The sequence below is a fragment of the Methanothrix sp. genome (assembly GCF_016706325.1).
GTDB lineage: Archaea > Halobacteriota > Methanosarcinia > Methanotrichales > Methanotrichaceae > Methanothrix.
This window is the reverse complement of the sequence record NZ_JADJJX010000001.1, coordinates 1490067-1511956: the sequence shown is the minus strand read 5'-3', so window position 1 is coordinate 1511956 and position 21890 is coordinate 1490067. Positions and strand designations below refer to the sequence as shown.

Genomic DNA, 21890 nt, shown 5'->3' with positions numbered 1-21890 from the left:
CTTTTCTAGGATGAAAGGCAAGAGATGGTCAGGTGAATAGAGTGAGAATAGTACTAGCAGTTGCTTTGGTGCTGATGCTATCCTCTCTGGCCATGTCTGCGCCAGAGAGCAGCCAGCTTGGGCCGTATGGCATCACTTTCGATTTGAATACCAACCTGGGTTATACGGTAACTGAACAGAAGCCGCAAGTTATGGAATCTGCCACAATATACCTCCTGCAGATATCCACTGACAACACCACTGGAGCGAATGTGATAATAAATCAGTTCAATGAATTAGTAGATGCAACACTTGCGCCCCAAAAGCAAATTTCCATTATGGCCGCTGCATTCAGCGGGTATAATGTAACCAGTCTGGATGACATCATCATAGACGGGAAAGAGGGATATGTAATCAGTGCCATTCCAGCATCCTTCAACACCATGGTCCCCGCCGATCTCAACCGTTATGAGGCAGTCTACTGGCTGGACAGCGTGCAGTGCGATTGCGGGCCGGTCTCCGTGGGCACAACACGTGTAGGCATAACCTCAACCTATCCAGAGGATGTGACCATGAACCTGATCAACAGCCTGAGGATAGTGAAGGGTGAGGCTGTGGCTGCTGCAAATGCCCAGGTTCTGCCTCCGGCATGAACGAGATGAACGATCAGCAACAACTGAAGACGGCGAATAAGAGATTGCAAGCACGGCATGGGCCACAAGCCTCTGGCTTATAGCCTATTCCGATGGCGATAGCGACAAAGAGAGGCTCAAAAGGCCTCTTCTTCGCCTTTAAATAGCTATTTATCTTTTTTCAAGGCCATTTGCGACTGCACACAAGGCATTCGGGAAACTATTTATCCATCATCCCCGACTATAAGCGGCCTTAAATGGTTGCGGGGTTTGCCAAGCCGGCCAAAGGCGCAGGACTTAAGATCCTGTCTCGAAGGAGTTCACGGGTTCGAATCCCGTACCCCGCATTAAACCCATGCTGGATATTGATTTAGCCTTAGACTGCTTATTATGCCGTTAACGCAGCAGGCACTTGACCAAACCCGTCGTTTACATCGCGGCATAAACCACTTAGTTATATAAATACAAACATTTAAATAACGTAAAAATAATGATGTTTTGATATAAAAAATAAGGGATAGTATGAGTATAATAGTAACTATAAAATTAACCGCAACGGGCCTGAATGCATCGATGAGAAGGTTTTGAAGATAAAGCAGAAGGCTGCAAAGATGGCTATTGAGCTTAAACAGAAGAGATATTCACTTCCATGATGTTCAGATGAGGCCGATACAAGACTTAAGTCTAAATAGATACAATTCCTGTCAGAATCATTGAGGTGTGATAGTTGAGATTCAATTGCTTATGCCTGTGCCTCTTGGCCCTGACCGCTGGCCTGGGAATGGCAGCAGGATATGATATATCCATATCGCAGTCCATGGAGATCACCCAGACTGCCTTCGATGAGGAATTCGTCAAGAGCCTCTTTGGATTGGGCACAAATGGCATGATGAGCGGAGAAAGCTATTGGTTTGGCCCGGAGTTCGAGGATGTCAGCGCAGCCACCACCTTCTTCTCCGAGTTCTATATGGAGAGCACCATACCGGTGGTCAAGACCTTCACTCCAGTGAGGATCGATGTGGCTCAGGTTGCTCCCACCAGGATATACCTGGGCAGCGGCCAGGAGATCGCATACGCTCAGTATCAGTCGGCAGTGGCCTCCAATAGGGGAAATGAGCTCTGGATTCGTAAAGGTGCTGATTGGTCCCAATATGTCATAGTTCCTGCTGGGTCCGGGGTGGAGTTCATCGCCTTTGCCCCTGTGGGCGGCCAGGCGGACTACTACTGGATCCTTCAGAACAACACCCTCAACATCACCAGCAAGCGCCTTGACATCTTCCCGGGATACAACAGCCTGAACTTCCGGGCGGATGAGGTGGGCAGGCACATCATCCTCTTCGTTCTCAACAACCAGCCCAGCAATGCCATCATCATCGATGTGATCAGCCAGGCCCCTCCCGCCCAGCAGACGCCAATGATGGCTGATATGCCGCCATCCACCAATCCTCCCCTGCCCTCTGCCACCCAGGCCACTCAAATGGCACAGGCGACACAGCCAGTGCAGATGCCCACAGGAGTTTCCGCCCCAGGCGGCGGCATGCAGAGCTATAGCGCAACTGCTCAGCAGACTGCTGCAGCCGGCGGCACCACCAGCCAACAACAGATCGCAGCAACATATCCCCAGCCCAAACCAGCGGGCTCAGCCCACGCTGCTCCAGTTGCTGCAGCCCCCGTGCCTGCCCTCTCTACAGGCGATACCCCGGTGACCATCCAGACCACCATGAAGGGCTATGACGTCTATGTAGATGAGGTCTTCATCGGCAAAGAAGGAACTGGTGGCGACCCTCTGGATGGCATCTTCAAGTTCAAGGTGGTGGGCGGCATGAACCACCTCATCAGGGTCTTCGATGGCGAGAACAACTACCCGAGGGAGATTTACTTTGAGAGAGGGGTGCACAAGATCATCAATGTCCCCCCGGGCACAACCGTCTACGGAGCAGTCATACCCTATCGCTAATCGATGCCCGATCATCTTGGGCATATTTTTTTTTTTAAAAAAAAAAGAGAGGCCCAACTCTCCTCTGCGCCCTGGCGCATCAGCCAGATGCCATTCATTGCTGCAATCAGGCGGCCGATGATCATTCTGCCAGGAGGATTTGCGAATCTCCTCCAATACACCAACAGCTATTTATCCATAATAGATAGCATGAGAAGAGAACTCCATATTAACTAGGCTCATCTTGAACGGAGATTGGTATGAGGCCTGGATCCGCACCAGTTCACTGTTCAGCCGGCCAGCCTTCTGAGGAGGATATCCCTTGGTGAAAATTGCAGTCAAGAACCTCGTATTCGGCTATAACAGCCGCAGGATACTGGATGGAATAAACATCGATGTGAAGGATTCAGAGGTCATGAGCCTGGTGGGTCCGAACGGCTCGGGAAAGACCACTCTATTAAAGTGCATGGTCCGCATCCTCAAGCCCCAGGGAAGCATCCTCATGGATGGCCGGGATATCGAGAGGATGAGCCGCCAGGAGGTGGCCAGACAGGTCGGTTATGTGCCCCAGTCCAGCTCCACCCCCCTGGCCACAACAGTCTTTGATACCGTCCTCATGGGCAGAAGGCCCCATATCGGCTGGCGGGTACAGGATAAAGACCTGGACATAGTGGCAGAGGTATTGGAGAGGCTGCACCTTGAGGAGCTGGCCATGCGTGACTTCTCCCAACTCTCCGGTGGCCAGAAGCAGAAGGTCCTCATCGCCCGCGCCCTGGCCCAGGAACCATCTGTACTGCTCCTGGATGAGCCCACGTCCAACCTGGATATGCTCCATCAATTGGAGGTGATGGAGACCATCAGCAGCCTGGTCAAGGAGAAGGGGATCTCTGCCATCATGGCCATCCATGACCTCAATTTGGCCTCTCGCTTCTCAGATAAGCTGGTGATGCTGAAGGATGGCAAGGTCTATGCCGCCGGAGCGCCGAAGGCCCTCCTCAATGAGATCAATATCACCCAGGTCTATGGCATAGAGGCCATGATAATGAATGCTATGGACAGGCCTTATGTGGTGCCGATACGCTCGCTGGCAGAGGCGGCTGCATGCGAGTGATACAAACCTTTATCTATTTCAGATGTCAAAATTTACTTAATGGTCAACCCCATTGCAGATAAACTCGGATTCTCTGCCCAACTGACCGGGCAGGGGCCCGCCGAGGACCTTATAGCAATAATAAAATACATATACATACGTTACATTGGGGGCGCACTGGCAGAGAACATATTATATCTCATCTCGACCATCATATCCGTATCTATAATCATTATATTAACTTTTATTATCGCCAGGCTGGTCAATGAGCTTTTGGAGAAGCATATACCCAGAATCATGGAGTCCAGCCGGATAGGCAAGGAGTTCGATGAGACCTCCCATGCCCTGACCCGCAGGCTCATCGTTGCCGCGATATACACCGTCGGCATCCTGATGACCATACTCCTGATCCCCTCCCTGAACAGAATTGCCATCGCCATGCTGGCCGGGGCGGGGGTGGCAACCCTGGCCATTGGTTTTGCCGCCCAGGACTCCCTCTCCAATATAATATCCGGGATCTTTCTCGCGCTCTTCAAGCCAGTGCGCATCGGCGACTATGTCGACTTCAAAGGCGAGTACGGCTATATCGAGGATATAACCCTGCGCCACACGATAATCTGCACCTCGGATCTGAGGAGGATAATTGTGCCCAACAAGCTCATGGGCTCTGACTTCATCGTCAACTGGAGCATCAACAATCCCGAGACGGTCTGGCCGGTCATCTTCAGAATTAGCTATTCAGCGGATATCGATAAGGCGCGAAGCATCATCACTGAGGTGGTCGAGGACCATCCCAATGTGCTGAAGGAGAGGGGCATCAACGTCCGCCTCACTGAGCTGGGAGACTTCGCCATGACCCTGCGCCTGACCTTCTATGCCCCCAGCCGGGGGGTGGCATATGATGCCGGTTGTGATATAAGGGAGGCAGTCAAAAAGAGGTTTGATGCAGAGGGAATTGAGATCCCCTATCCCTATCAGAATGTCATAATAGCAAAGCATTTGGCCGATCCCTCAATCCATCCCGGTGCGGAGGACGACCAACACCCAGAAGAGGGATGAGCCGGGAGAGGGCTGGGAGAGGCAGCCGGATTTTTAAAAGAGATAAGTTTATCTTTCTCCCCTCCCTGAAGGGTTGCAAGGCATATGATCAGCACAGACCTATCCATAATCTTATTTCTGCAAAGCTATGAATGGGCCATTCCCATGATGAGGTTCGCCTCCTTTCTGGGATCACTGGAGTTCATGCTCCTCTTTATGCCCTTTCTCTTCTGGTGCTGGGATGCGCCGAGGGGTTTCAGAGTGGGGCTGATACTGGTCGCAAGCCACGGCCTGAATGCCGCCCTGAAGGTCGTCCTGCACGGCCCACGCCCCTACTGGATAGATCCCTCTGTCAAGGCGTTGAGCACTCAGCCCTCCTTTGGTATGCCCTCCGGCCATGCCCAGAATGCCGTCTCCATCTGGGGGCTGACAGCCCATCTCATCCACAAGAGATGGGCCGTTGCCCTGGCCGCTGGCGTCTGTCTTTTTATAGGGATCTCCAGAGCATACCTGGGGGCCCACCTCCTGGGGGATGTGCTTGTCGGCTGGGCCGCAGGCGCAGTGTTCTTGGGCCTGTTCATCAGGGCGATGCCTGTCTTGGAAGAGAGGATAGGGAGGATGGATCTGAAAGGGCAGATAGCCCTCGCCTTCCTGGCCTCTCTTGCCATCATTCTGCTCTATCTCCTGGGCCGGGCCAGTGTGGCAGGCTGGCAGGTGCCCCCGGCCTGGGAGGCCAATGCCCTGAGAGCAGGGGGAGAGACCATCGCCCCATTCAGTCCAGTAGATGCTCTCCTGGCCGCGGGGATGATGCTGGGAGTCTCCTCTGGCTATGCCATTCTGAATAGATGGGGAGGATTCAGGGTGGACGGGCTATCCAGGCGTCTGGCATGCTATCTTTTAGGAATGGCGGGCGTGGTCTTGATCTGGCATGCTCTGAGGGAGGCACAGATGCATGCTGTCGGTTGGATCATCAATTATATCATGATCACCCTGGCAGGCCTCTGGGTCACATTGGGGGCGCCATTGATCTTCATCCGCCTGGGCCTAGCTGAAAGGGAGGAGCCTGCTGACCGGTGAATGGGCAGAAGGGATGCCGGCGCAGGATGCCTCTGCCAATCAGAGAGCAGGACTCAAGATTTATTTCTCTATTCATCTCTAATCTCTCAATTGGATCCTCATCTCAGTCCGGACTCGATCTTGTTGAGGTTCAGGATGATATCTGCAGCCAGGATGTTGGTCAGGCCGTTGCGCTCGCATATGTTCAGTACCCGGTGAAGCTCATCTCTTTGTATGGAGGCTGTGTTCTGGGCGGCATATAGCATTCCTCCGGAGTAGCCCTCAGCCTGGACGACATCGTGCATCTTCGCCAGGATGCTCTGGTCGAAGCTCATCCCTGTGGCTCCGATCTCCTGGATGGCGCCCTCCATGGCGCTGCTGCCCGGAGCCCGGCGGGCCTTCTTAGACTCTTTCGCCTTTCTGATAAAATCAAGAGCCTCTTTGGAGATGCCCCGCATGATCAGCTCTGAGGCCAGCCGCTTCAATGTCTTCTCCTGTAAAATAGCCTCCACCTCAAGGGCCTTGTAAGCCTCGGGGGTGATCTCTATTCTGGTATATTTTGTGCTGGGCATTTGTCTGAAGCGCCTCGGTCTTCTCGCAGGATTGCTAATAAAATTATTCCTATTAATAGGCTGCGATCATATGCGATCAGCAATGGATGCAATATTGCTGACGAGCTTTTTCTCAATAACAAGGGCGGAGTGGGAAAGAGATCTCAAGTCCATCACTTAACCTGTATGTATGCCGATTTGGGGCTCAAGGCATTGCCCTCAGACATCGACTCCCAGGCTAACCTCACAGCTTCATTTCTGGATGAAGAGGAGCTGGAGGAATTCTGGCCAGACGGAGATCACAGCAAGAGCATCTGCGGCAGCTTAGATCCTCTGCTGTGCGGCGTTAGGCGATATTGCAGAGGATCCCCATGCAGAGGAGATCGATGAACGAATCCGCCTGATCATTGGAGATCAGGCGTTATCCCGTTTTGATGATGAACTATCCTGGCAGTGGCCGCATTGCCTAGATGGGAAGGAGAGGACATTTCGGAGAGAGTCTGCCATCTGGCGCATCATGAAGCGGATAATGGATAAATCCAGCATCGATGTCACTCCGGCTGACCTGGGGCCAAATCTAGGCCTGATCAATCATCCGATGCTTATAGCAGCAGATCATCTCGCTGTCCCATTGCTACCCGGTCTATCCCCCTCCCCGTGATTGAAGAACCGCGGCCCATCAGCTAGGGAATGGCGGGACGATTCACTCGTAAAGAACAACCTCCACCATATCCCCCTCCTCAAATCCCTCCAGCGGCTCGGGCACAACCACAAAGCCGTCCGCGCGGGCGACAGAGCTGAGTATCCCCGCCCCGGAGATCATTATGGGCTCAACCTGACCGTCCTCCCCGATGGCCACCCGGACCAGGCTCAGATAGCCGGGCTTGGAGGGCATCTTGCGGACCAAGCGGCCCTGAACCCGGGGCGGCTTATCACTCAGATGGGCCATCCTCTTTATGGCCGGACGGACGAATAGATACAGATTGGAGAGCGCAGCCACTGGATAGCCGGGCAGACAGATCACCTGCTTTCCCGATATCACTCCCAATGCCGTGGGCTTGCCCGGCTGCAGGCGCACCCCGTGGACATAAAGCTCACCCATCTCCGAGATGATCCGAGGGGCATAGTCCCTCTCCCCTACGCTGCTCCCGCCGATGATTATGATCATGTCGGCATCCAGGTTTGAGCGAATGGCCTCGCGAATCAATTCTGCATCGCCCGGAACCGTCTCCATCTTCTGCACATCCGCCCCCCATCTCTCGGCATAAAGCCGGGCCATGAGCCCGTTGATCTCATAGGCCTCACCGGGATTCAGGCTGCGCGCACCAATATCCACCAGCCCGTCGCCTGTGGGGATGATGACCACATCCGGTTTAGCATAGACACTGACCCGCCCTATTCCCAGAGCAGAGAGAAGGGCAAGATCGGGGGGACGCAGCCTGTGCCCCTCAGAGAAGATCACATCTCCGGCCATCACATCCTCCCCCGCCCTGGCCACATTCCTGTAGGGATGAGCCTCGGCTGTCACCTCCAAGACCTCGCCCCGAATCCGAGCATCCTCGAGCATCACCACGGCATCATATCCTTCAGGAACCATCATCCCTGTCTGCAGAGGAATGAAGTCCTGAATAAAGCGGGGTGCATTCAGCTTGGCTCCCCTGGTATCAGTAGATCGAACGGCATAGCCGTCCATGGCCGAACGGTCGAAGGAGGGGAGGCTGGCAGGAGAGCAGATCACCTCAGCCGCCACCCGATCCACAGCCCCAGAGGTATCAAGCTCCTCGACATCCTTTAAGGGAAGAGATCGCTCCAAAAGCATCCTTCTTGCTGCCATTGCCCCGGAGAAGCGTTTGAACATGCAATTCAGACTGGAATGATCCTTGATAAATGCTTTTGTATATATTCTATATATCATGTGAAAGCTTCATATAATGTCATGAGGGAGATGTGGGCGTAACTGGCCTGTAATATCGGGCGGGTGATTTGATGGATGCTGTTATATGGTTGGAGGATGTCGGCAAGGAAGATCTTTCCATTGTCGGTGGCAAAGGCGCAAGCCTCGGTGAGATGATCAATATAGGTGTTCCCGTTCCTGGCGGTTTCGCTGTCACAGCCCAGGCCTTCAGAGACTTCATCAACCGGGCGGGGATTGCCGATGAGCTCTTTGAGGCCCTCAACGTCGATGTGAACCAGGCGTCTGAGCTGCATCGAGCAGAGGAGACGGCAAAAAAGCTCATCATGGATGCCAAGGTACCAAAGGATATCGAAGAGGCCATTAAAGCCCGTTATGATGAGCTATGCAAGAGGGAGGGAAGAGAGGTCTTCGTGGCTGTGAGGTCCAGTGCCACCGCCGAGGATCTGCCCGAAGCCAGCTTCGCCGGCCAGCAGGAGACCTATCTCAATATGCGGGGCGCTGAGGAGGTATTCGATGCTGTGCGCAAGTGCTGGGCATCTCTTTATGGCGCCCGGGCCATCTTCTACCGGGTGGAGCATGGCTTCGAGCACGACAAAGTCAATCTCTCCGCTATAGTACAGTTGATGGTGGACTCAGAGAAGGCAGGGGTGATGTTCAGCTCCCAGCCGAGCACTGGCGAGCCACTGGTGGTCATCGAGGCCGCCTGGGGTCTGGGAGAGTCCGTAGTCAGTGGCAGTGTATCTCCGGACAACTATGTCGTGGACCGGCAGACAAAGAGGATAGTGGACAGGTACATCGCCACCAAAGAGATCATGATCACCAAAGATCCCAAGACCCTCAAGACCACCACTACCAAGGTCCCTGCTGAGAAGAAGGAGGCAGTGGTCCTGACAGATAAGGAGATCATCGAGCTTGCCAGGTACGGAGAGATCCTGGAAGAGCACTACGGCCTCCCCCAGGACATCGAGTGGGGGGTGGAGAGGGAGAAGATCTACATCCTTCAATCCCGCCCCATCACCACCATCAGCGGCGGGATGAAGGCCGCCGGATTAAAAGCAGTCGAATCTGGCAGCGGCAAGGTCCTCCTGAATGGTCTGGCAGCGGCACCGGGTGTGGCCAGTGGTATTGTGAAGATAGTCAGCAGCGGCAGAGAACTGGATAAGATCAAGCAGGGAGATATCATGGTCACCAAGATGACCATGCCGGATATGGTTCCGGGGATGAAGCGGGCGGGGGCCATAGTCACTGATGAGGGGGGAATGGCCAGCCATGCAGCCATCGTCAGCCGCGAGCTGGGCTGCCCGGCAGTGGTGGGAACCAAGAAAGCCACCTTCACGCTGAAGGACGGCATGGAGATCACAGTGGATGGAGGCAAGGGGATCATCTACGAGGGAGTGGTGGCTCATGCTGCCCCGGCCAAGGCTGCCGCCCCGACAACTGCAGGAGACATCTTCTACTCCAAGCCAGTGACGGCAACGGAGATCAAGGTGAATGTCAGCGAGCCGGACCGGGCAGAGGCCGCAGCCGCCACTCAGGCCGATGGAGTGGGGCTGCTCAGGATCGAGCACATGATCATAGGCATGGGCAAGACCCCCAACTGGTATATCAAGAACGAGAAGACCGAAGAGTACATATCAGCGCTGGTCGATGGCATCAAGACTGTTGCTGATGTCTTCTATCCCCGCCCGGTCTGGGTGCGCACCCTGGATGCCCCCACAGACGAGTTCCGGGCCATGGAGGGAGGAGAGGGCGAGCCTCATGAACACAACCCCATGCTGGGCTGGAGGGGCATCAGAAGGGATATGACTGAGACCGATCACTTCCGCCTGGAGGTCAGAGCCTTCAAGAGGCTGCATGAGATGGGCCTTACCAATGTGGGAATCATGCTGCCCATGGTCCAGCATGTAAGCGAGTTTCAAAAGGCCAAAGCTTTAATGAGGGAAGAGGGTCTGGACCTGAATAAGATCGATGTGGGGATCATGATCGAGACCCCTGGAGCGGCCCTGACCATAGAGGACTTCATTGAGGACGGAATAGATTTCATCTCCTTTGGCACCAACGATCTCACCCAGTACACCCTGGCTGTAGACAGGAACAATGAGAATGTGGCCGGGCTCTTCTCAGAGCTTCATCCCGCCGTCCTGAAACTGATCGAGTATGTGGTGGAGCAGTGCCGGGAGGCGGGGGTCAAGACCTCCATATGCGGCCAGGCGGGCTCCTATCCGGAGATGGCCAAGAGGCTGGTGGAGATGGGCATCACCAGCATATCCGCCAATATCGATGCTGTAGCCATCGTCAGGGATACTGTGGCCAGGAGCGAGAAGATCCTGATCATGAATGCCCTGAGAAATAAGGACTGAATACACAGAAGAGCAGATCAATCAAAGAGCCGAGGATGCCAACAGGCCAGGTCAAGGATCGAAGATGAGAGAGAGATCTCTTCCCGCAGATGAGGTGATCGCCAGTCTGGCGAGGACGAAAGAGCATGACTACAGCTACGACCGGTTCTTCTCCACCATGTGCTCCCGCCCTCACCCCATAGCTGTGAGGGCCCATGATATGTTCCTGGAGACCAACCTGGGAGATCCCGGGCTCTTCCCCGGGACGGCGGGGTTGGAGGAGGAGACAGTTCGGATGCTGGGAGAGCTCCTGGGCTGCCCTCAGGCCCAGGGCTACATCTCCACTGGCGGCACGGAGTCGAACATCCAGGCCGTCCGCGCAGCCAAAAACCGGTCTGGCAAGAGAGAGGGGAATATCATCGTTCCTGCATCGGCTCATTTCTCCTTTGACAAGATAGGGGACCTTCTATCCCTGGAGGTGCGCAAAGCAGAGCTCGACTCTCATCTCAGAGTGGACATCAGCTCTGTTGAGGCGCTGATCGATGAGCAGACAGCAGCCCTGGTGGGAATAGCAGGGACCACTGAGTTTGGCCAGGTGGATCCAATAGAAGAGCTGGCGGATATCGCCAGCGAATGGGGGATTCACCTCCATGTGGATGCTGCCTTCGGCGGCTTTGTCCTCCCCTTTCTGGATAATGGCCTCAAGTGGGACTTCTCTTTGCCTGCAGTAAGCTCCATCACCATAGATCCCCATAAGATGGGACTGGCCACTATACCTGCCGGCGGCCTGCTCTTCCGCAACCAGGATTGCATGAATGCCCTGGAGACAGAGACCCATTATCTCACCCGGGCCAAGCAGACATCCCTGACCGGCACCAGGAGCGGGGCTTCCGCTGCGGCCGCCTATGCAGTGATGATGCATCTGGGAAGGGAGGGATTCAGGGAGATGGTCGGCTACTGCATGGAGCTGACACGCCATCTGGTCCGGGGGGCAAGAGAGATCGGAGTGGAGCCCCTGATCGAGCCGGTGATGAATGTGGTTGCTCTGCAGGTTCCCCAGCCTCCCAAGGTTCGCGAGAGGCTGATGGATCGCGACTGGCACGTATCCATGACCAGGGAGCCGAAGAGGGCATTGAGGCTGATCCTTATGACCCATATGAGCCATGAGAACATCGATCTCTTTCTGGCAGACCTGAAGGAGATTCTGGCCGATATCAATTAAAAATCGAGCTTTCTGGATCCGGCCATCCCCTCCCTGCCGGAAAGAGGCTCGAAGGTCCGGGGGTCAAGCTGGATTGCATTCTGACAGTAGCTGCAGATCGTCTCCAGGAAGGTTCTCCCTTCCAGAGCAGAGTCCACCTCATCCTGGTCGGTCAGATACTGGGTCATCTCCTCTTCGCATCTGGGGCAGACCACCTTCAGCCACTCCAGGCGGCCCAACTCCCGGATGGTCTTTATCAAGATGCCGATGGCATCAGCATAGCTCTCCCTTCTGAAGGACAGAGGTCTCAGTGAATCGATGAGAAAAGGGAGCTGCACGCCCTCTTCCTGCAGGGGGATGATGAGCAGATCGATTCCCCTGGCCAGACCTATCTCCTGGCAAAGGAGAGGAGATCGGCTGCCCTTCTGCGTCACCAGGGCCACCAGGCACTCTGAGTTTCTTATGGCAAAGGAGACCCTATCGGCAAGAGCGATAGCAGGAGATTGGTTGTACAGAGCGGAATAGCTCTCCAGGCCCACCCGTTCCAGCGCCAGGGAGAGCCGAAGGGCCAGGTCCTCGTCATCCGGATCGTGGGATATATAGATTCGAGAGATCATCTTGGCATCATGATATCTCAGCTCGTCCAAACTAGAAGAAGATAACTGCAGCTACGGTGTTTGAGTCAAAAAAAGAGAAAAGATTTTTTGGCCCTGGACGATCACTGATTGTATGTGACCTGGCTTGTGTTCAGATCCGGCTTAGCCAGGCGCAGCCTCTCTACAATATACCTCTTGGAGGCGAACCCCTCACTCCTCTCCACCAGAGTTCCGTTCTCAAACACAAGCAGCGTGGGATGACCGGTGACGTTATACCTCTTCTCGGCGAGAGGGTTATTTTTGCCATTTATCATCCCGAATGCTGCCTGGTCCTCCAGCTCAAGGGATAGCTCATGGATTGCCGCCTCCATCCTCTCGCAGGGATTGCATAGAGGCTTGTGGATGACCAGGACGAAGAATGGATACCTGGCAATGGTCTCATTTATGGTGCTGTAATCCAACTGCAGGACGGCACTGTCGACAGGCTGCGAATCAATGATTGCGCCAGCCAGGGTTATGCTCGATAGCGAGAGCAATGCGCCCGCTATAAGATAGGTGATCATCATCCGCTTTATCTCTGTTCTGATATGCAAAGTATCGCCTCTGTCTAGTTCTTTTTCTGGCCCAGTGAAAGGCCGGGTTCCTTGGATAATGATCCCGGCTCGCATATCGGCGGCGGCCCTCCCGCTCATGCCTCCGGCCGGGCGGCCGAGAACATCGTCGCCGCCCGGCTCTCATTCAGTGTGAGGGAGCAGAACTCCGGCCTCTCCTTGAAGCCGCAGCAGAGCAGCTCCTTCAATGCTTCAGGGCTGCGCGCATTGGTGGTATTGGTGGCAAAGTGAGACTCCCTGACGATCTCATCGTTCATGAGCAATGTTGGCGAGCCTGTTATCTTGAACTTCTCAGCTATCTCGAAGTCCTCCCGGGCATAGGCCACGCCCCGGGAGGAGCCGTTGGTGCATGATTCGAGCCGACCCACATCTATTGAGGCAGACTGCAGGCACTCTTTGGCTTTGCCCTCCCTCATATAGCAGCGGATATAATCCCAGTACCTGTCGGGCTCTTCCTCTCTGATGCATATCTGGCGCAGGTTTTCCTGAGCCTCTACATCGCCATGCATAGCCCTTATGGTGTTGTTCTCTGCATCCACAGATCCGATATATCTCACCTTAAGGTGCTCTTCCGACCCCTCTGCCTCGCTGATGACAGCGGCCATGATCCTCTGCATCTGCAGGCCGAACGGACATCGGGATACAACGAAGGCCTGCAGGAGGGGCTGATCTGACTTATTCATCTTGGCGCATGCTTCTTGTGGCGTCAGCTTGAGCTGAGAGAGGGGGAGGGAGACTCTGCTCAGGTTCAGGCTCGGATCTATCTCCTTGAGCTTGGCCACAATTATGGACTTGTCCTTGTTGCCCTGCACCATTCCTGCGAGCCTTCCGTCCTTGAATATGAGAGTGGCTGGTATCCGAGTTATGTTGTACCTCTCCCGGCTCTCTAAATTTGGCCGTGTGTCTATCATGGCGAAGGCCACCTGGCCCTGCAGCTCTCTTGCCAGCTCTGAGACTGTGGAATTGAAAAGATCGCAATAAGGGCAGGGGTTTGTGAACCCTACAACAACAAGCAAGGGCTGATACTGAGATATAGCTGAATCTATGGTCGCATCATCTACCAGCATTGCCTGATCTGGCTCCTTTATGCCCAGCTTGATTAAGGGTATGCATTTCTCTGATGTATTCTTCTCTGCCCCCGCATCTGGCCCCTCAGAGGCCGGCTGCTTTGTGGATTCGGCAGCCGCTGGCAGCAAGACTCTGCTGTCATCAAGGGAGGGATTAAGCCCCTTAAGCTCTGCCAGAAGCTCTGACTTGCTGCTATTGCCATTTATTCTGCTGACCAGAGCCCCTGGTCGAAGATGAGGAGGGTAGGATACCTGGATACCTTATAATCCTTGATCGTCTTGCTGTTTCCTTTATCCTTGACATTCATCCTGCCGAACCGGACCTGTCCATCGAGCTCATGAGAGAGCTCTCTTGTGACATTGCCAACGAAGTTGCAAGGGCTGCAGCCAGGATAGTAAAATTCCAAGACAGAGAGAGTGCTGCTGCTCAAGAATTGATCGACGCTCTCGTCGGTCAGCTCCTGTACATACTTTGAATTATCCTGAAGCAACGCAGAGCTCGATGGCCCCGTATTGTTCACAGGGGCGAGCCTGACCACCGTCGCAGATATTGCCAGAAGGGCAACGACGGCGATTATGGCGATCTTATGACTCCTCTGTAATGGCATGAGGCTAAATTGGGAACTTACCGATATATCAGCATTCTGGCAGTGAAGGGGATTTGCCGCTCTCAAACTGATGCTGAACTGATAGGGATCCAATGAAAGGCCCATTTATCCGGTCTTTGGAGCACAACTATTATCATGAGCAGCCTCACTCTGCTAATGGGAAGAAGACGGCCTCTCCGCTCTTGAACAGACAGTTTAAGAGGTCTCTGGTAGAGAGGATCAGAGGAAAAATTGAAATAGAAGAGAAAAGGCGGGCAATGATAAGCTGATAGAAAGGAGGTAGTGGCTTGCAGAGAGGTGAGAGAGAGGAATACTCAACAGATCGCCCAGATCATCCATCCAGCGGCCGCACTGAAGCTCAGGCTGGGTCCTCTATCGCGGGATCGCCTCCCTCATTGCCAATTACATCCTCCACTGCATCACAGCCTGAATCAAAAAATACCTCACAACCTGAATCAAAAAATACGTCGCCTCTTATACAGCCCTCAGCCCAATCCGAGAATTGCTCGGATATCCTGGCCTCTGAATCGGATTCTGTGACCGTTCTCAATGGCCCAACGCTCCCTTCTTACATACAGCAGAGTCGAGAGCTGCCCAGGTTCACTGTGTTCAACTATGATGAGAGTCACTTCCTTGAGATGGAGACAGATGATGTTGAGGATTGTCTGATATTCCGGGATCGACCTAATATAACCTGGATCAATGTAGACCATCCCCGGCAGGTCTATTCACTGGAGAAGCTTGGAACGTGCTATGGATTGCATCCTCTGGTCGTGGAGGACATTCTCACCGATCAGCGTCCCAAGGTGGAGGATTATGAGGATTACATCTTCATAGCCCTCAAGATGTTATATTACGAGGAGGGGGAGGGAGACGATGACGATGAGATCGGGGATTTCAATATCGACATGGACCAGGTGAGCATAATCTTCGGCGAAAACTTTATAATATCTTTTTGCGAGAAGGATATAGATATATTCCGCCCCCTCAAGGAGAAGCTAAGGACATCCCGGGGACGGATAAGAAAGCAGGGGACCGATTATCTGGCCTACTCCATGATCGATCTGATCGTCGACCATTATTTTGTGATCATGGAGAAGCTGGGCGACAGATTCGAGGAGTTGGAGGACTCAGTGGTCTCCAATCCCGAACAGGGAACCCTCCCTGCAATCTACAATCTGAAAAGAGATATGCTCTTTCTGCGTAAGTCGGTCTGGCCTCTGAGGGAGGCGATAAGTCGCATGCATAGAATGGACTCGCACCTCATCTCTGAGACCACCAAGATCTATCTGAGGGATGTGTACGACCATACCATTCAGGTGATCGAGAACATAGAGACATTCAGAGAGATGTCCTCCTCCCTTTTGGAGACCTATCTATCCAGCCTGAGCAATAAGCTAAATGAGGTGATCAAGCTCCTGACCATCATCTCCACCATATTCATCCCCCTGACCTTCCTGTCTGGCCTTTACGGCATGAACTTCACCCACATGCCAGAGCTGGAGCATCCCTGGGGCTATCCCGCCGTCCTGGTGCTGATGCTGCTGGTGGTGGTGGTGATGCTGGCATACTTTTACCGGAAGAAATGGATCTGATGCTGAAGCCGGCACCCAGGAGGGCTTTGCCGACGCACTCTGCCGGCTGCTGGCCCACCTGCCCCCGCGCAGAGGATCTGGACCTGCTCTCAGACCCTGCGCCCCTTTTTCCCAGCTTCGCTGCCCCCCCTAGCGGGCCAAAGCCTTGCCCCAGCCCCGTGCTCCAGTTGATAGAGAGCATCCTGAAAATCATTTTACAGAATCTTTAAATATCCATTTTTCCTCCTCTCACTGATGAATCTCTCTAGAGCGATGAGCCTGGCAGACCCCCAGCTTGTGGCCGATCAGATTCAGTATCAGGTGGATTCAGCAGCAGGAAGGCATATAGATCTCGCATCCCTGCGCCTCCTGGCAGATGCTATCGAGGGAATAGATATTGTATATATCGTTGTAACTTTAATAGTAATAACAATCATAATAATTCTGACCAGGGCGGCTGCCGGGCTGGTGGATCGCATGCTGCGCAATCATATCCCCCAGGTGGCGAACCGGATGGAGGTAAGGATGGACGAGACCATGCAGCTTATGATCCGCAGGATCGTCTCTGCCGCCATCCATCTCATCGGCCTGATGCTGGTCATCCTGCAGGTTCCACAGTTGCATAGCATTGCCACTGCCATGCTCGCCGGAGCGGGGATTGCCGGCCTGGCCATCGGCTATGCGGCCAAGGATTCCCTGTCCAACTTCACCTCCGGGATCTTCATCGCTCTATTTCAGCCCTTCCGGGTGGGAGATCTGGTAGACTTTAGAAATGAATACGGCCAGATCGAGGATCTAACCCTAAGGCATACAGTGATTCGCACCTCAGACAACCGCAGGATCTTTGTGCCCAACAGCATCATGAGCACTGAGCCCATCATAAACTGGACGATCAGGGAGAAAGAGATCACCTGGTCGGTGGACTTCGATCTGGAGAGGGCAGCGGATATAGACCGGGCAAAGGAGATCATCCTGGAGAGGGCTCGTCTTCATCCTCTGGTCCTGGCGGATAGGCCGATGAGCGTTCAGTTGGCCAGCTCCAGGGCCTCGGAGATCCTTCTCAGACTGGAGGTGACCGTGCCGGGGAGAAATGTGGCCAAGAGGGTGGGCAATGAGATCAGAGAGGCAGTGATCAAGCAGTTCGAGGCTGAGGGATTGCCGCCCTCATCCCAGTGCCCGATCAGATTAAAGCCACCTTTGCAGAGATGAGGGCCCGAAGGGGCTCGATCTGGCCCTGCTTGGCGCTGATGGGAGCAACCTTATCCTGCCACTGGGTCCAGGGGGGGAGCATTCCCAGCCGCTCGCAGATCAGATCCAGTGCTCCGTCTCTATCCTGCCTGGCTATGCGGTCCATCTTATTCGCCGCCAGGATAACGTCCAGGCCCAGATCGTCCAGGAACTCCCACAGCTCGATCTCCAGGGGCACCTCACCCCGCCCCTCCCAGCGGTCGGCTATATCCAGGAAGGATGAGGCGTCGATCACCTGTACCGCCAGGAGGATCTCACTGGCGTGCTCCTCGAAGTAATGGACGATCAGGTCCTTGGTCTTCTCCTGCTCCGCCCGGCTGGCCTTGAACATGAATCCGTAGCCGGGCATATCCACATAATAGACCTTTCCAAGCGGGGCCTTGAAGGGATGCAGTGTGATGCCAGGCCTCTTGCCCACCCGGACCCGGGTTCCAGTGAGCTGCCAGAAAAGGGTGGATTTGCCGACATTGGACCGGCCGATGAGGACGATTTCGCGGGACATATTATAAGGGGAGAGGGCAATCTAAAAAAGGATGTCCATACCGGGAGAGGATACAGCAAAGGATAGAGAAGGGAAGGGAGAAGAGGATATAGAAGGGAAGGGGGAAGGGGATATAGAAGGGAGGGGAGAAGGGGATCCAAGAAATGATCTGAAAATGAATCCAAAAGATGTGGCCCTTCTGCTTTACCGGGCCATGATGCTCCCGGACGGGGAGGTCTTCCCGCAGCCCGATCAGCCGAAGTACACCTCCGCCGATTATACCCGCATGGCCTGTCACATTCTCTTCTGCTGCAAAAGGTGCGGGACCTGCTGCACCACTGGAGATCCCATCCGCCTGCGGCCCGAGGATGCTGTACAACTGGCAAAGCATCTCAAAATCCCCCTGAGAAAGGCCCTGAAAAAGTATACCGTTCCCGATCCCAAAAGGGCGGGAGTGCTCAATTTCAAGCATATTCTGCCCTGCAAGTTCTACGACAAAAGAGCAGAGGGCTGCAAGATCTACTCTGCCCGCCCCTGGTCCTGCCGCATCTTTCCCTTTCTGGGGGTCTACGGCTCCTCCCGCCAGGTGGTGGTAAACCCCTCCTGTCCGGGGTCAGTTGAGACAATGACCGCCTTAACCGAGGCAATGGAGGAGGTAAGACGAGAGCAGCAGGGATATTCCCCCAGCAGGGAGGAGATCAGGCGGAGCAAGGAGAGGCTGCGAAGTGCCCTGGAATCGATCTAAAATATAATAAATATGAATATGAATCTAAATGCAATTATTTATCTGGCCAGAAAGGCTAAAAGGCTGCACATCCCCAGAGGGTGTTATGAGAAAGGGGCTGGGGTCTGCCTTTGCAACTGTTATTCTCGCTGCTCTCATCCTGTCTCTTTTCGCCTTCAGCCTCCTCATTCCCGATGCTTGCGCCTCAGACAGAGGAGAGGAGAAGAAGAGCAACGCTCCTGCAATCGAGGTCTCAGCTATCCAGGGCCGGCTGGATCTGGGGAGCCCCTCTACTATTGCCGTTCTGCTGCTCAATAATGCCTCCGATCAGGGAGATGCTGCAAAGATGGACCCCGATCCGGCAAAGGCCTGCAGCATCACAGCGGAGCTCGTCTGCGATGACGGGAGGATCCAGCTCTTATCCGGGCCCCAGATGGCAGGCTCCCTGTCTCCGGGGGAGAGCACTGCAGTTGAGTTCATGGCCCTGGCAGAGGGGGCAGAGGTGGGCATCCATCCCGCCCGGCTGCGCCTGGGCTACACTCATCTGGAGAGGGTCTCAATATCGGGTGAGGAGGAGGCTCCTTATATCATATTCAACTATGAAGAGCTGTCCAGGGAGCTTCCCTTGCCGCTCAAGGTCGCCCTCGGGCCAAGAATCGAGATCGAAGAGATGCGGGGAGAAGCCATTCCGGGAGAGAGGTCAGTCCTGGAGGTGGTACTGGCCAACCGCGGGGATGAGAGCGCCTTCGACCTGCAGTTGAGGACAAAGCCCATTCCGCCATTTCTGAAGAGAGAGGATTCGCCGGCTGAGGAGGAGCCAAAGAGGCTGGCAAGCCTTGAGGCCGGATCTATGGCATCAATCAGCCTTATGGTATTCACTGATGCCAATGCCACTGCAGGATATGCGCCCCTTCCCTGCAGCATATCCTATCTGACTGCCGCCCTAAAAGGAGAGGGAGAGGCAATCCTCCCGGGAGGAGAGAGAGAGGAAGAGATCGCCCTCCTGGTCGATGTGAAGGAGAGCTCATACCCTTGGGCATGGCCTGCTCTGCCCGCTGCTGCGGCCTTCGTCCTGGTCCTGGCAGCAGGCCTCCTCTATTACCGGCGGAATATCTCCCCCGGCAGCAGCAGAAGGAGAAGGCGGCGATAGAGAATCAGGGTCACGGGCAGAGTGGCTGCTGATGCTAATCCTCAGAGGAGAGCCTCTGGAAGCGCTCCTGTGCTCTTTCCAGGATCTCCTCCTCCCCCGGTATGATGCCATTCTGCATCAGAATCCGTCCGTTGACGATGGTGGTCTCCACCCCCCCTGCCATGCTGTAGACCAGATGGGATATGATATTCGACCGGGGGACGAACCAGGGCTTTTTCAGGTCGATCAAGGCCAGGTCGGCATTGGCCCCGGCACGGATTCCGCTGTTCAATCCAAATGCCCGGCAGGCGTTATCTGTGGCGAACTGCCAGATCTCCTCCGCAGAGAAGGCGGCAGGGGTGTGATAGGCATTCTTCTGCACAACGGCTGTTGTTTTCATCTCCTCGAACAGGCTGAGGTTGTTGTTGCTGGATGCGCTGTCCGTCCCCAGACATACATTCACTCCGGCCTTCATCAGAGTGTTCAGCGGTGCGATGCCCGAGGCCAGCTTCAGATTGCTCACAGTGCAGGCCACCACATTGGCCCCCCTCCTCTCCAGGAGGCAGCAGTCCTCCTCAGAGAGCCAGACGCAGTGGATGGCGGCAAGGCGGCTGTTCAATAGGCCGAGCGAGTCCAGGTACTCCACCGGGCTCATGCCCCGGCTGAGCAGAAATCCGTCCACCTCCTTGCGGGTCTCTGAGAGGTGCATATGGACCATCACCTGATGCTTTTCTGCGATCTCTCTCACCTTGAGAAGGGTCTCCTCTGAGCAGGTGTAAGCAGCATGGGGGCCCACGGCCGGCCTTATCAGCGCATCATCCTTCCACCTGTGGATGAAGGGCTCGACCTGGGAGAGAAGCTCGGGCTTCATATCGAAGACCACGCCCGAGATAAACGCCCTCAGCCCCATCTCCTTTGTCGCCGCAGCAGTCATATCCGGGAAATAGTACATATCATTATAACAGGTGATGCCGAATCTGATCAGCTCCAGGCAGCCGAGCTTCACCCCCCAGTAGATATCCTCCTCAGTCAGCCGCGCCTCCAGGGGCCAGATCTTCTCCTCCAGCCAGGGCATCAGCTCCATGTCGTCGGCATAGCCCCGCAGGAGGCTCATTGCCAGGTGGGTATGGCAGTTGACCAGGCCGGGGATGGCCAGCATTCCATTGCCCTCTATCACCTCATCGCTGCGCTCTCGGGGCAGGCCGGGGCCGATCTGGGCGATCTTGCCCTCCTCGATTCTGATATCCTGCCCTGGCAGAAGGCGGCTGGACTGAAGGATGGATACATTCTTTATGAGCATTGGAGAAAAATATGCCTTGCAGATAAAAAAGATTGTCGACCTGAGGATACTGCGGGGGCTTCTTAGCTGCTTTTTGGGGCAGGGGATCGTCAGGCTTAAGATCTAGCGGGATCAAGTATGCGGGCGTGCTGAGGTAGCCAAGCGGCCTACGGCGCTGGTCTTGAGCTGCCGTCCTCTTTCGGGAGGACGGGACGGGCAAACCAGTGGTGCATCGCACCTCGTGAGTTCAAATCTCACCCTCAGCGCTATTTTAAAGGTAATTTTTTAAATAGCATCGAATACATTTATTCATTTATTCTCTATAATCTGTTTAAGCCCATTCATGGCCTGGCTGTGCAGCTTCTCTGGAGCCTGCATCTCCTGCACTTTCTCGAAATACTTCTAGGACCGCTCCATGTCGCCCAGCTCCATTTAGGCGAAGGCGAGGCTGCACACAGGTTCCGCCCAGGTTCTTGAGGGCCACCGGGTTCCTTGGATTGGATTTATGGGCGGGGGCCCTGCTGGTGCAAGCCCTGCTGGCCTGGGCCAGGTCGCCCTTCTTCTGATAGGCGATGCCCAGGGCCGTGCTGGAGTGATAGTGCTACAGCACCATCTTCAGGCCGCGGTGCATCAGCTCTCGCCCCTGATTAAGCTGGCCGAGATCCACATCACAGAGGCCCAGGTTGTAGAGGAGATCGGGATTCTCGGGAGCCTGGCGGAGGAGTTCCTCCAGGTAGATGCAGGCCTCGGCAAAGCGGCCTGCGGCGAGGAGCTGGTGAGCGCGGGAGAGGTTGTCGTTGTCGGTCAGGGGGAGATCAGTCCAAATGCAGAAGGGC

General features: G+C 54.8%; 21 protein-coding genes and 2 tRNA genes. 14 read left to right on the top strand and 9 right to left on the bottom strand.

The window, feature by feature from the left end:
* Positions 1–32: 32 nt before the first annotated feature.
* The 6 genes from IPI63_RS07845 (at position 33) to IPI63_RS07820 (ending at position 5752) form a co-directional block, all read left to right on the top strand.
* A complete protein-coding gene (locus tag IPI63_RS07845; protein WP_292477811.1) occupies positions 33–632 on the top strand; it encodes a hypothetical protein in 600 nt (199 codons plus the stop codon).
* A 242-nt stretch (positions 633–874) separates the two neighbouring features.
* Positions 875–958 (top strand) — tRNA-Leu (locus IPI63_RS07840).
* A gap of 380 nt (positions 959–1338) precedes the next feature.
* On the top strand, positions 1339–2568 hold the full coding sequence (locus IPI63_RS07835) for a hypothetical protein (RefSeq protein ID WP_292477809.1): 1230 nt from the start codon (positions 1339–1341) through the stop codon (positions 2566–2568).
* 301 nt (positions 2569–2869) lie between these two features.
* Positions 2870–3658, top strand: a complete 789-nt coding sequence (locus tag IPI63_RS07830; RefSeq protein ID WP_292477808.1) for an ABC transporter ATP-binding protein — start codon at positions 2870–2872, stop codon at positions 3656–3658.
* 39 nt (positions 3659–3697) lie between these two features.
* The gene (locus tag IPI63_RS07825; protein WP_214066431.1) at positions 3698–4696 is read left to right on the top strand and encodes a mechanosensitive ion channel family protein; all 999 of its coding nucleotides are present in this window, start codon (positions 3698–3700) and stop codon (positions 4694–4696) included.
* 84 nt (positions 4697–4780) lie between these two features.
* The gene (locus IPI63_RS07820) at positions 4781–5752 is read left to right on the top strand and encodes a phosphatase PAP2 family protein (RefSeq protein ID WP_292477805.1); all 972 of its coding nucleotides are present in this window, start codon (positions 4781–4783) and stop codon (positions 5750–5752) included.
* A gap of 98 nt (positions 5753–5850) precedes the next feature.
* Here the strand turns inward: IPI63_RS07820 and IPI63_RS07815 are convergent, their stop codons facing one another.
* Positions 5851–6303 carry a hypothetical protein gene (locus IPI63_RS07815; protein WP_214066429.1) on the bottom strand — a complete coding sequence of 151 codons (453 nt, stop codon included), beginning with the start codon at positions 6301–6303 and terminating at the stop codon, positions 5851–5853.
* Between IPI63_RS07815 and IPI63_RS12915 the strand changes: the two genes are divergently transcribed.
* A complete protein-coding gene (locus IPI63_RS12915; protein WP_366850736.1) occupies positions 6304–6672 on the top strand; it encodes an AAA family ATPase in 369 nt (122 codons plus the stop codon). It abuts the gene before it with no gap.
* 313 nt (positions 6673–6985) lie between these two features.
* Here the strand turns inward: IPI63_RS12915 and IPI63_RS07810 are convergent, their stop codons facing one another.
* Positions 6986–8140: a molybdopterin molybdotransferase MoeA gene (locus IPI63_RS07810; RefSeq protein WP_292477803.1), complete on the bottom strand. Its 1155-nt coding sequence runs from the start codon at positions 8138–8140 to the stop codon at positions 6986–6988.
* A gap of 128 nt (positions 8141–8268) precedes the next feature.
* Here IPI63_RS07810 and ppsA point away from each other — a divergent pair, with 128 nt between their 5' ends.
* The gene (gene ppsA, locus IPI63_RS07805) at positions 8269–10557 is read left to right on the top strand and encodes a phosphoenolpyruvate synthase (RefSeq protein WP_292477802.1); all 2289 of its coding nucleotides are present in this window, start codon (positions 8269–8271) and stop codon (positions 10555–10557) included.
* Positions 10558–10621: 64 nt separating this feature from the next.
* Positions 10622–11758 (top strand): tyrosine decarboxylase MfnA, encoded by a 1137-nt coding sequence (gene mfnA, locus IPI63_RS07800; protein ID WP_292477800.1) that lies wholly within the window; start codon positions 10622–10624, stop codon positions 11756–11758.
* On the opposite strand, the gene IPI63_RS07795 is transcribed toward mfnA, so the two are convergent.
* From IPI63_RS07795 to IPI63_RS07780, 4 genes are all read right to left on the bottom strand, one after another.
* On the bottom strand, positions 11755–12384 hold the full coding sequence (locus IPI63_RS07795) for a toll/interleukin-1 receptor domain-containing protein (RefSeq protein ID WP_292477799.1): 630 nt from the start codon (positions 12382–12384) through the stop codon (positions 11755–11757). The two genes, mfnA and IPI63_RS07795, sit on opposite strands and share 4 nt — an antisense overlap.
* Before the next feature lie 71 nt (positions 12385–12455).
* A complete protein-coding gene (locus IPI63_RS07790; RefSeq protein WP_292477798.1) occupies positions 12456–12926 on the bottom strand; it encodes a co-chaperone YbbN in 471 nt (156 codons plus the stop codon).
* A gap of 95 nt (positions 12927–13021) precedes the next feature.
* Positions 13022–14140 carry a thioredoxin family protein gene (locus IPI63_RS07785; protein WP_292477796.1) on the bottom strand — a complete coding sequence of 373 codons (1119 nt, stop codon included), beginning with the start codon at positions 14138–14140 and terminating at the stop codon, positions 13022–13024.
* Between the two features lie 74 nt (positions 14141–14214).
* Positions 14215–14619: a co-chaperone YbbN gene (locus IPI63_RS07780; RefSeq protein WP_292477794.1), complete on the bottom strand. Its 405-nt coding sequence runs from the start codon at positions 14617–14619 to the stop codon at positions 14215–14217.
* Between the two features lie 536 nt (positions 14620–15155).
* Here IPI63_RS07780 and corA point away from each other — a divergent pair.
* Complete coding sequence (gene corA / locus IPI63_RS07775) at positions 15156–16214, top strand: magnesium/cobalt transporter CorA (RefSeq protein WP_292477793.1); 1059 nt, start codon at positions 15156–15158, stop codon at positions 16212–16214.
* 234 nt (positions 16215–16448) lie between these two features.
* Entirely contained in the window at positions 16449–17402 is a 954-nt protein-coding gene (locus tag IPI63_RS07770; RefSeq protein ID WP_214064726.1) for a mechanosensitive ion channel family protein, read from the top strand.
* Here IPI63_RS07770 and engB read toward each other — a convergent pair.
* Positions 17374–17943 carry a GTP-binding protein EngB gene (gene engB, locus IPI63_RS07765; protein WP_292477791.1) on the bottom strand — a complete coding sequence of 190 codons (570 nt, stop codon included), beginning with the start codon at positions 17941–17943 and terminating at the stop codon, positions 17374–17376. The genes IPI63_RS07770 and engB overlap by 29 nt on opposite strands.
* Positions 17944–17974: 31 nt before the next feature.
* Between engB and IPI63_RS07760 the strand changes: the two genes are divergently transcribed.
* Positions 17975–18667 (top strand): YkgJ family cysteine cluster protein, encoded by a 693-nt coding sequence (locus IPI63_RS07760; RefSeq protein ID WP_292477790.1) that lies wholly within the window; start codon positions 17975–17977, stop codon positions 18665–18667.
* A gap of 85 nt (positions 18668–18752) precedes the next feature.
* The gene (locus IPI63_RS07755; RefSeq protein ID WP_292477788.1) at positions 18753–19796 is read left to right on the top strand and encodes a hypothetical protein; all 1044 of its coding nucleotides are present in this window, start codon (positions 18753–18755) and stop codon (positions 19794–19796) included.
* A 34-nt stretch (positions 19797–19830) separates the two neighbouring features.
* Here IPI63_RS07755 and IPI63_RS07750 read toward each other — a convergent pair whose 3' ends face one another.
* Positions 19831–21075, bottom strand: coding sequence for an amidohydrolase (locus IPI63_RS07750; protein ID WP_292477786.1), 1245 nt, complete (start codon positions 21073–21075; stop codon positions 19831–19833).
* A gap of 127 nt (positions 21076–21202) precedes the next feature.
* Here IPI63_RS07750 and IPI63_RS07745 point away from each other — a divergent pair.
* Positions 21203–21320 (top strand) — tRNA-Ser (locus IPI63_RS07745).
* Positions 21321–21655: 335 nt separating this feature from the next.
* Here the strand turns inward: IPI63_RS07745 and IPI63_RS12910 are convergent.
* Complete coding sequence (locus tag IPI63_RS12910; protein ID WP_366850897.1) at positions 21656–21793, bottom strand: tetratricopeptide repeat protein; 138 nt, start codon at positions 21791–21793, stop codon at positions 21656–21658.
* Positions 21794–21890: the final 97 nt, after the last annotated feature.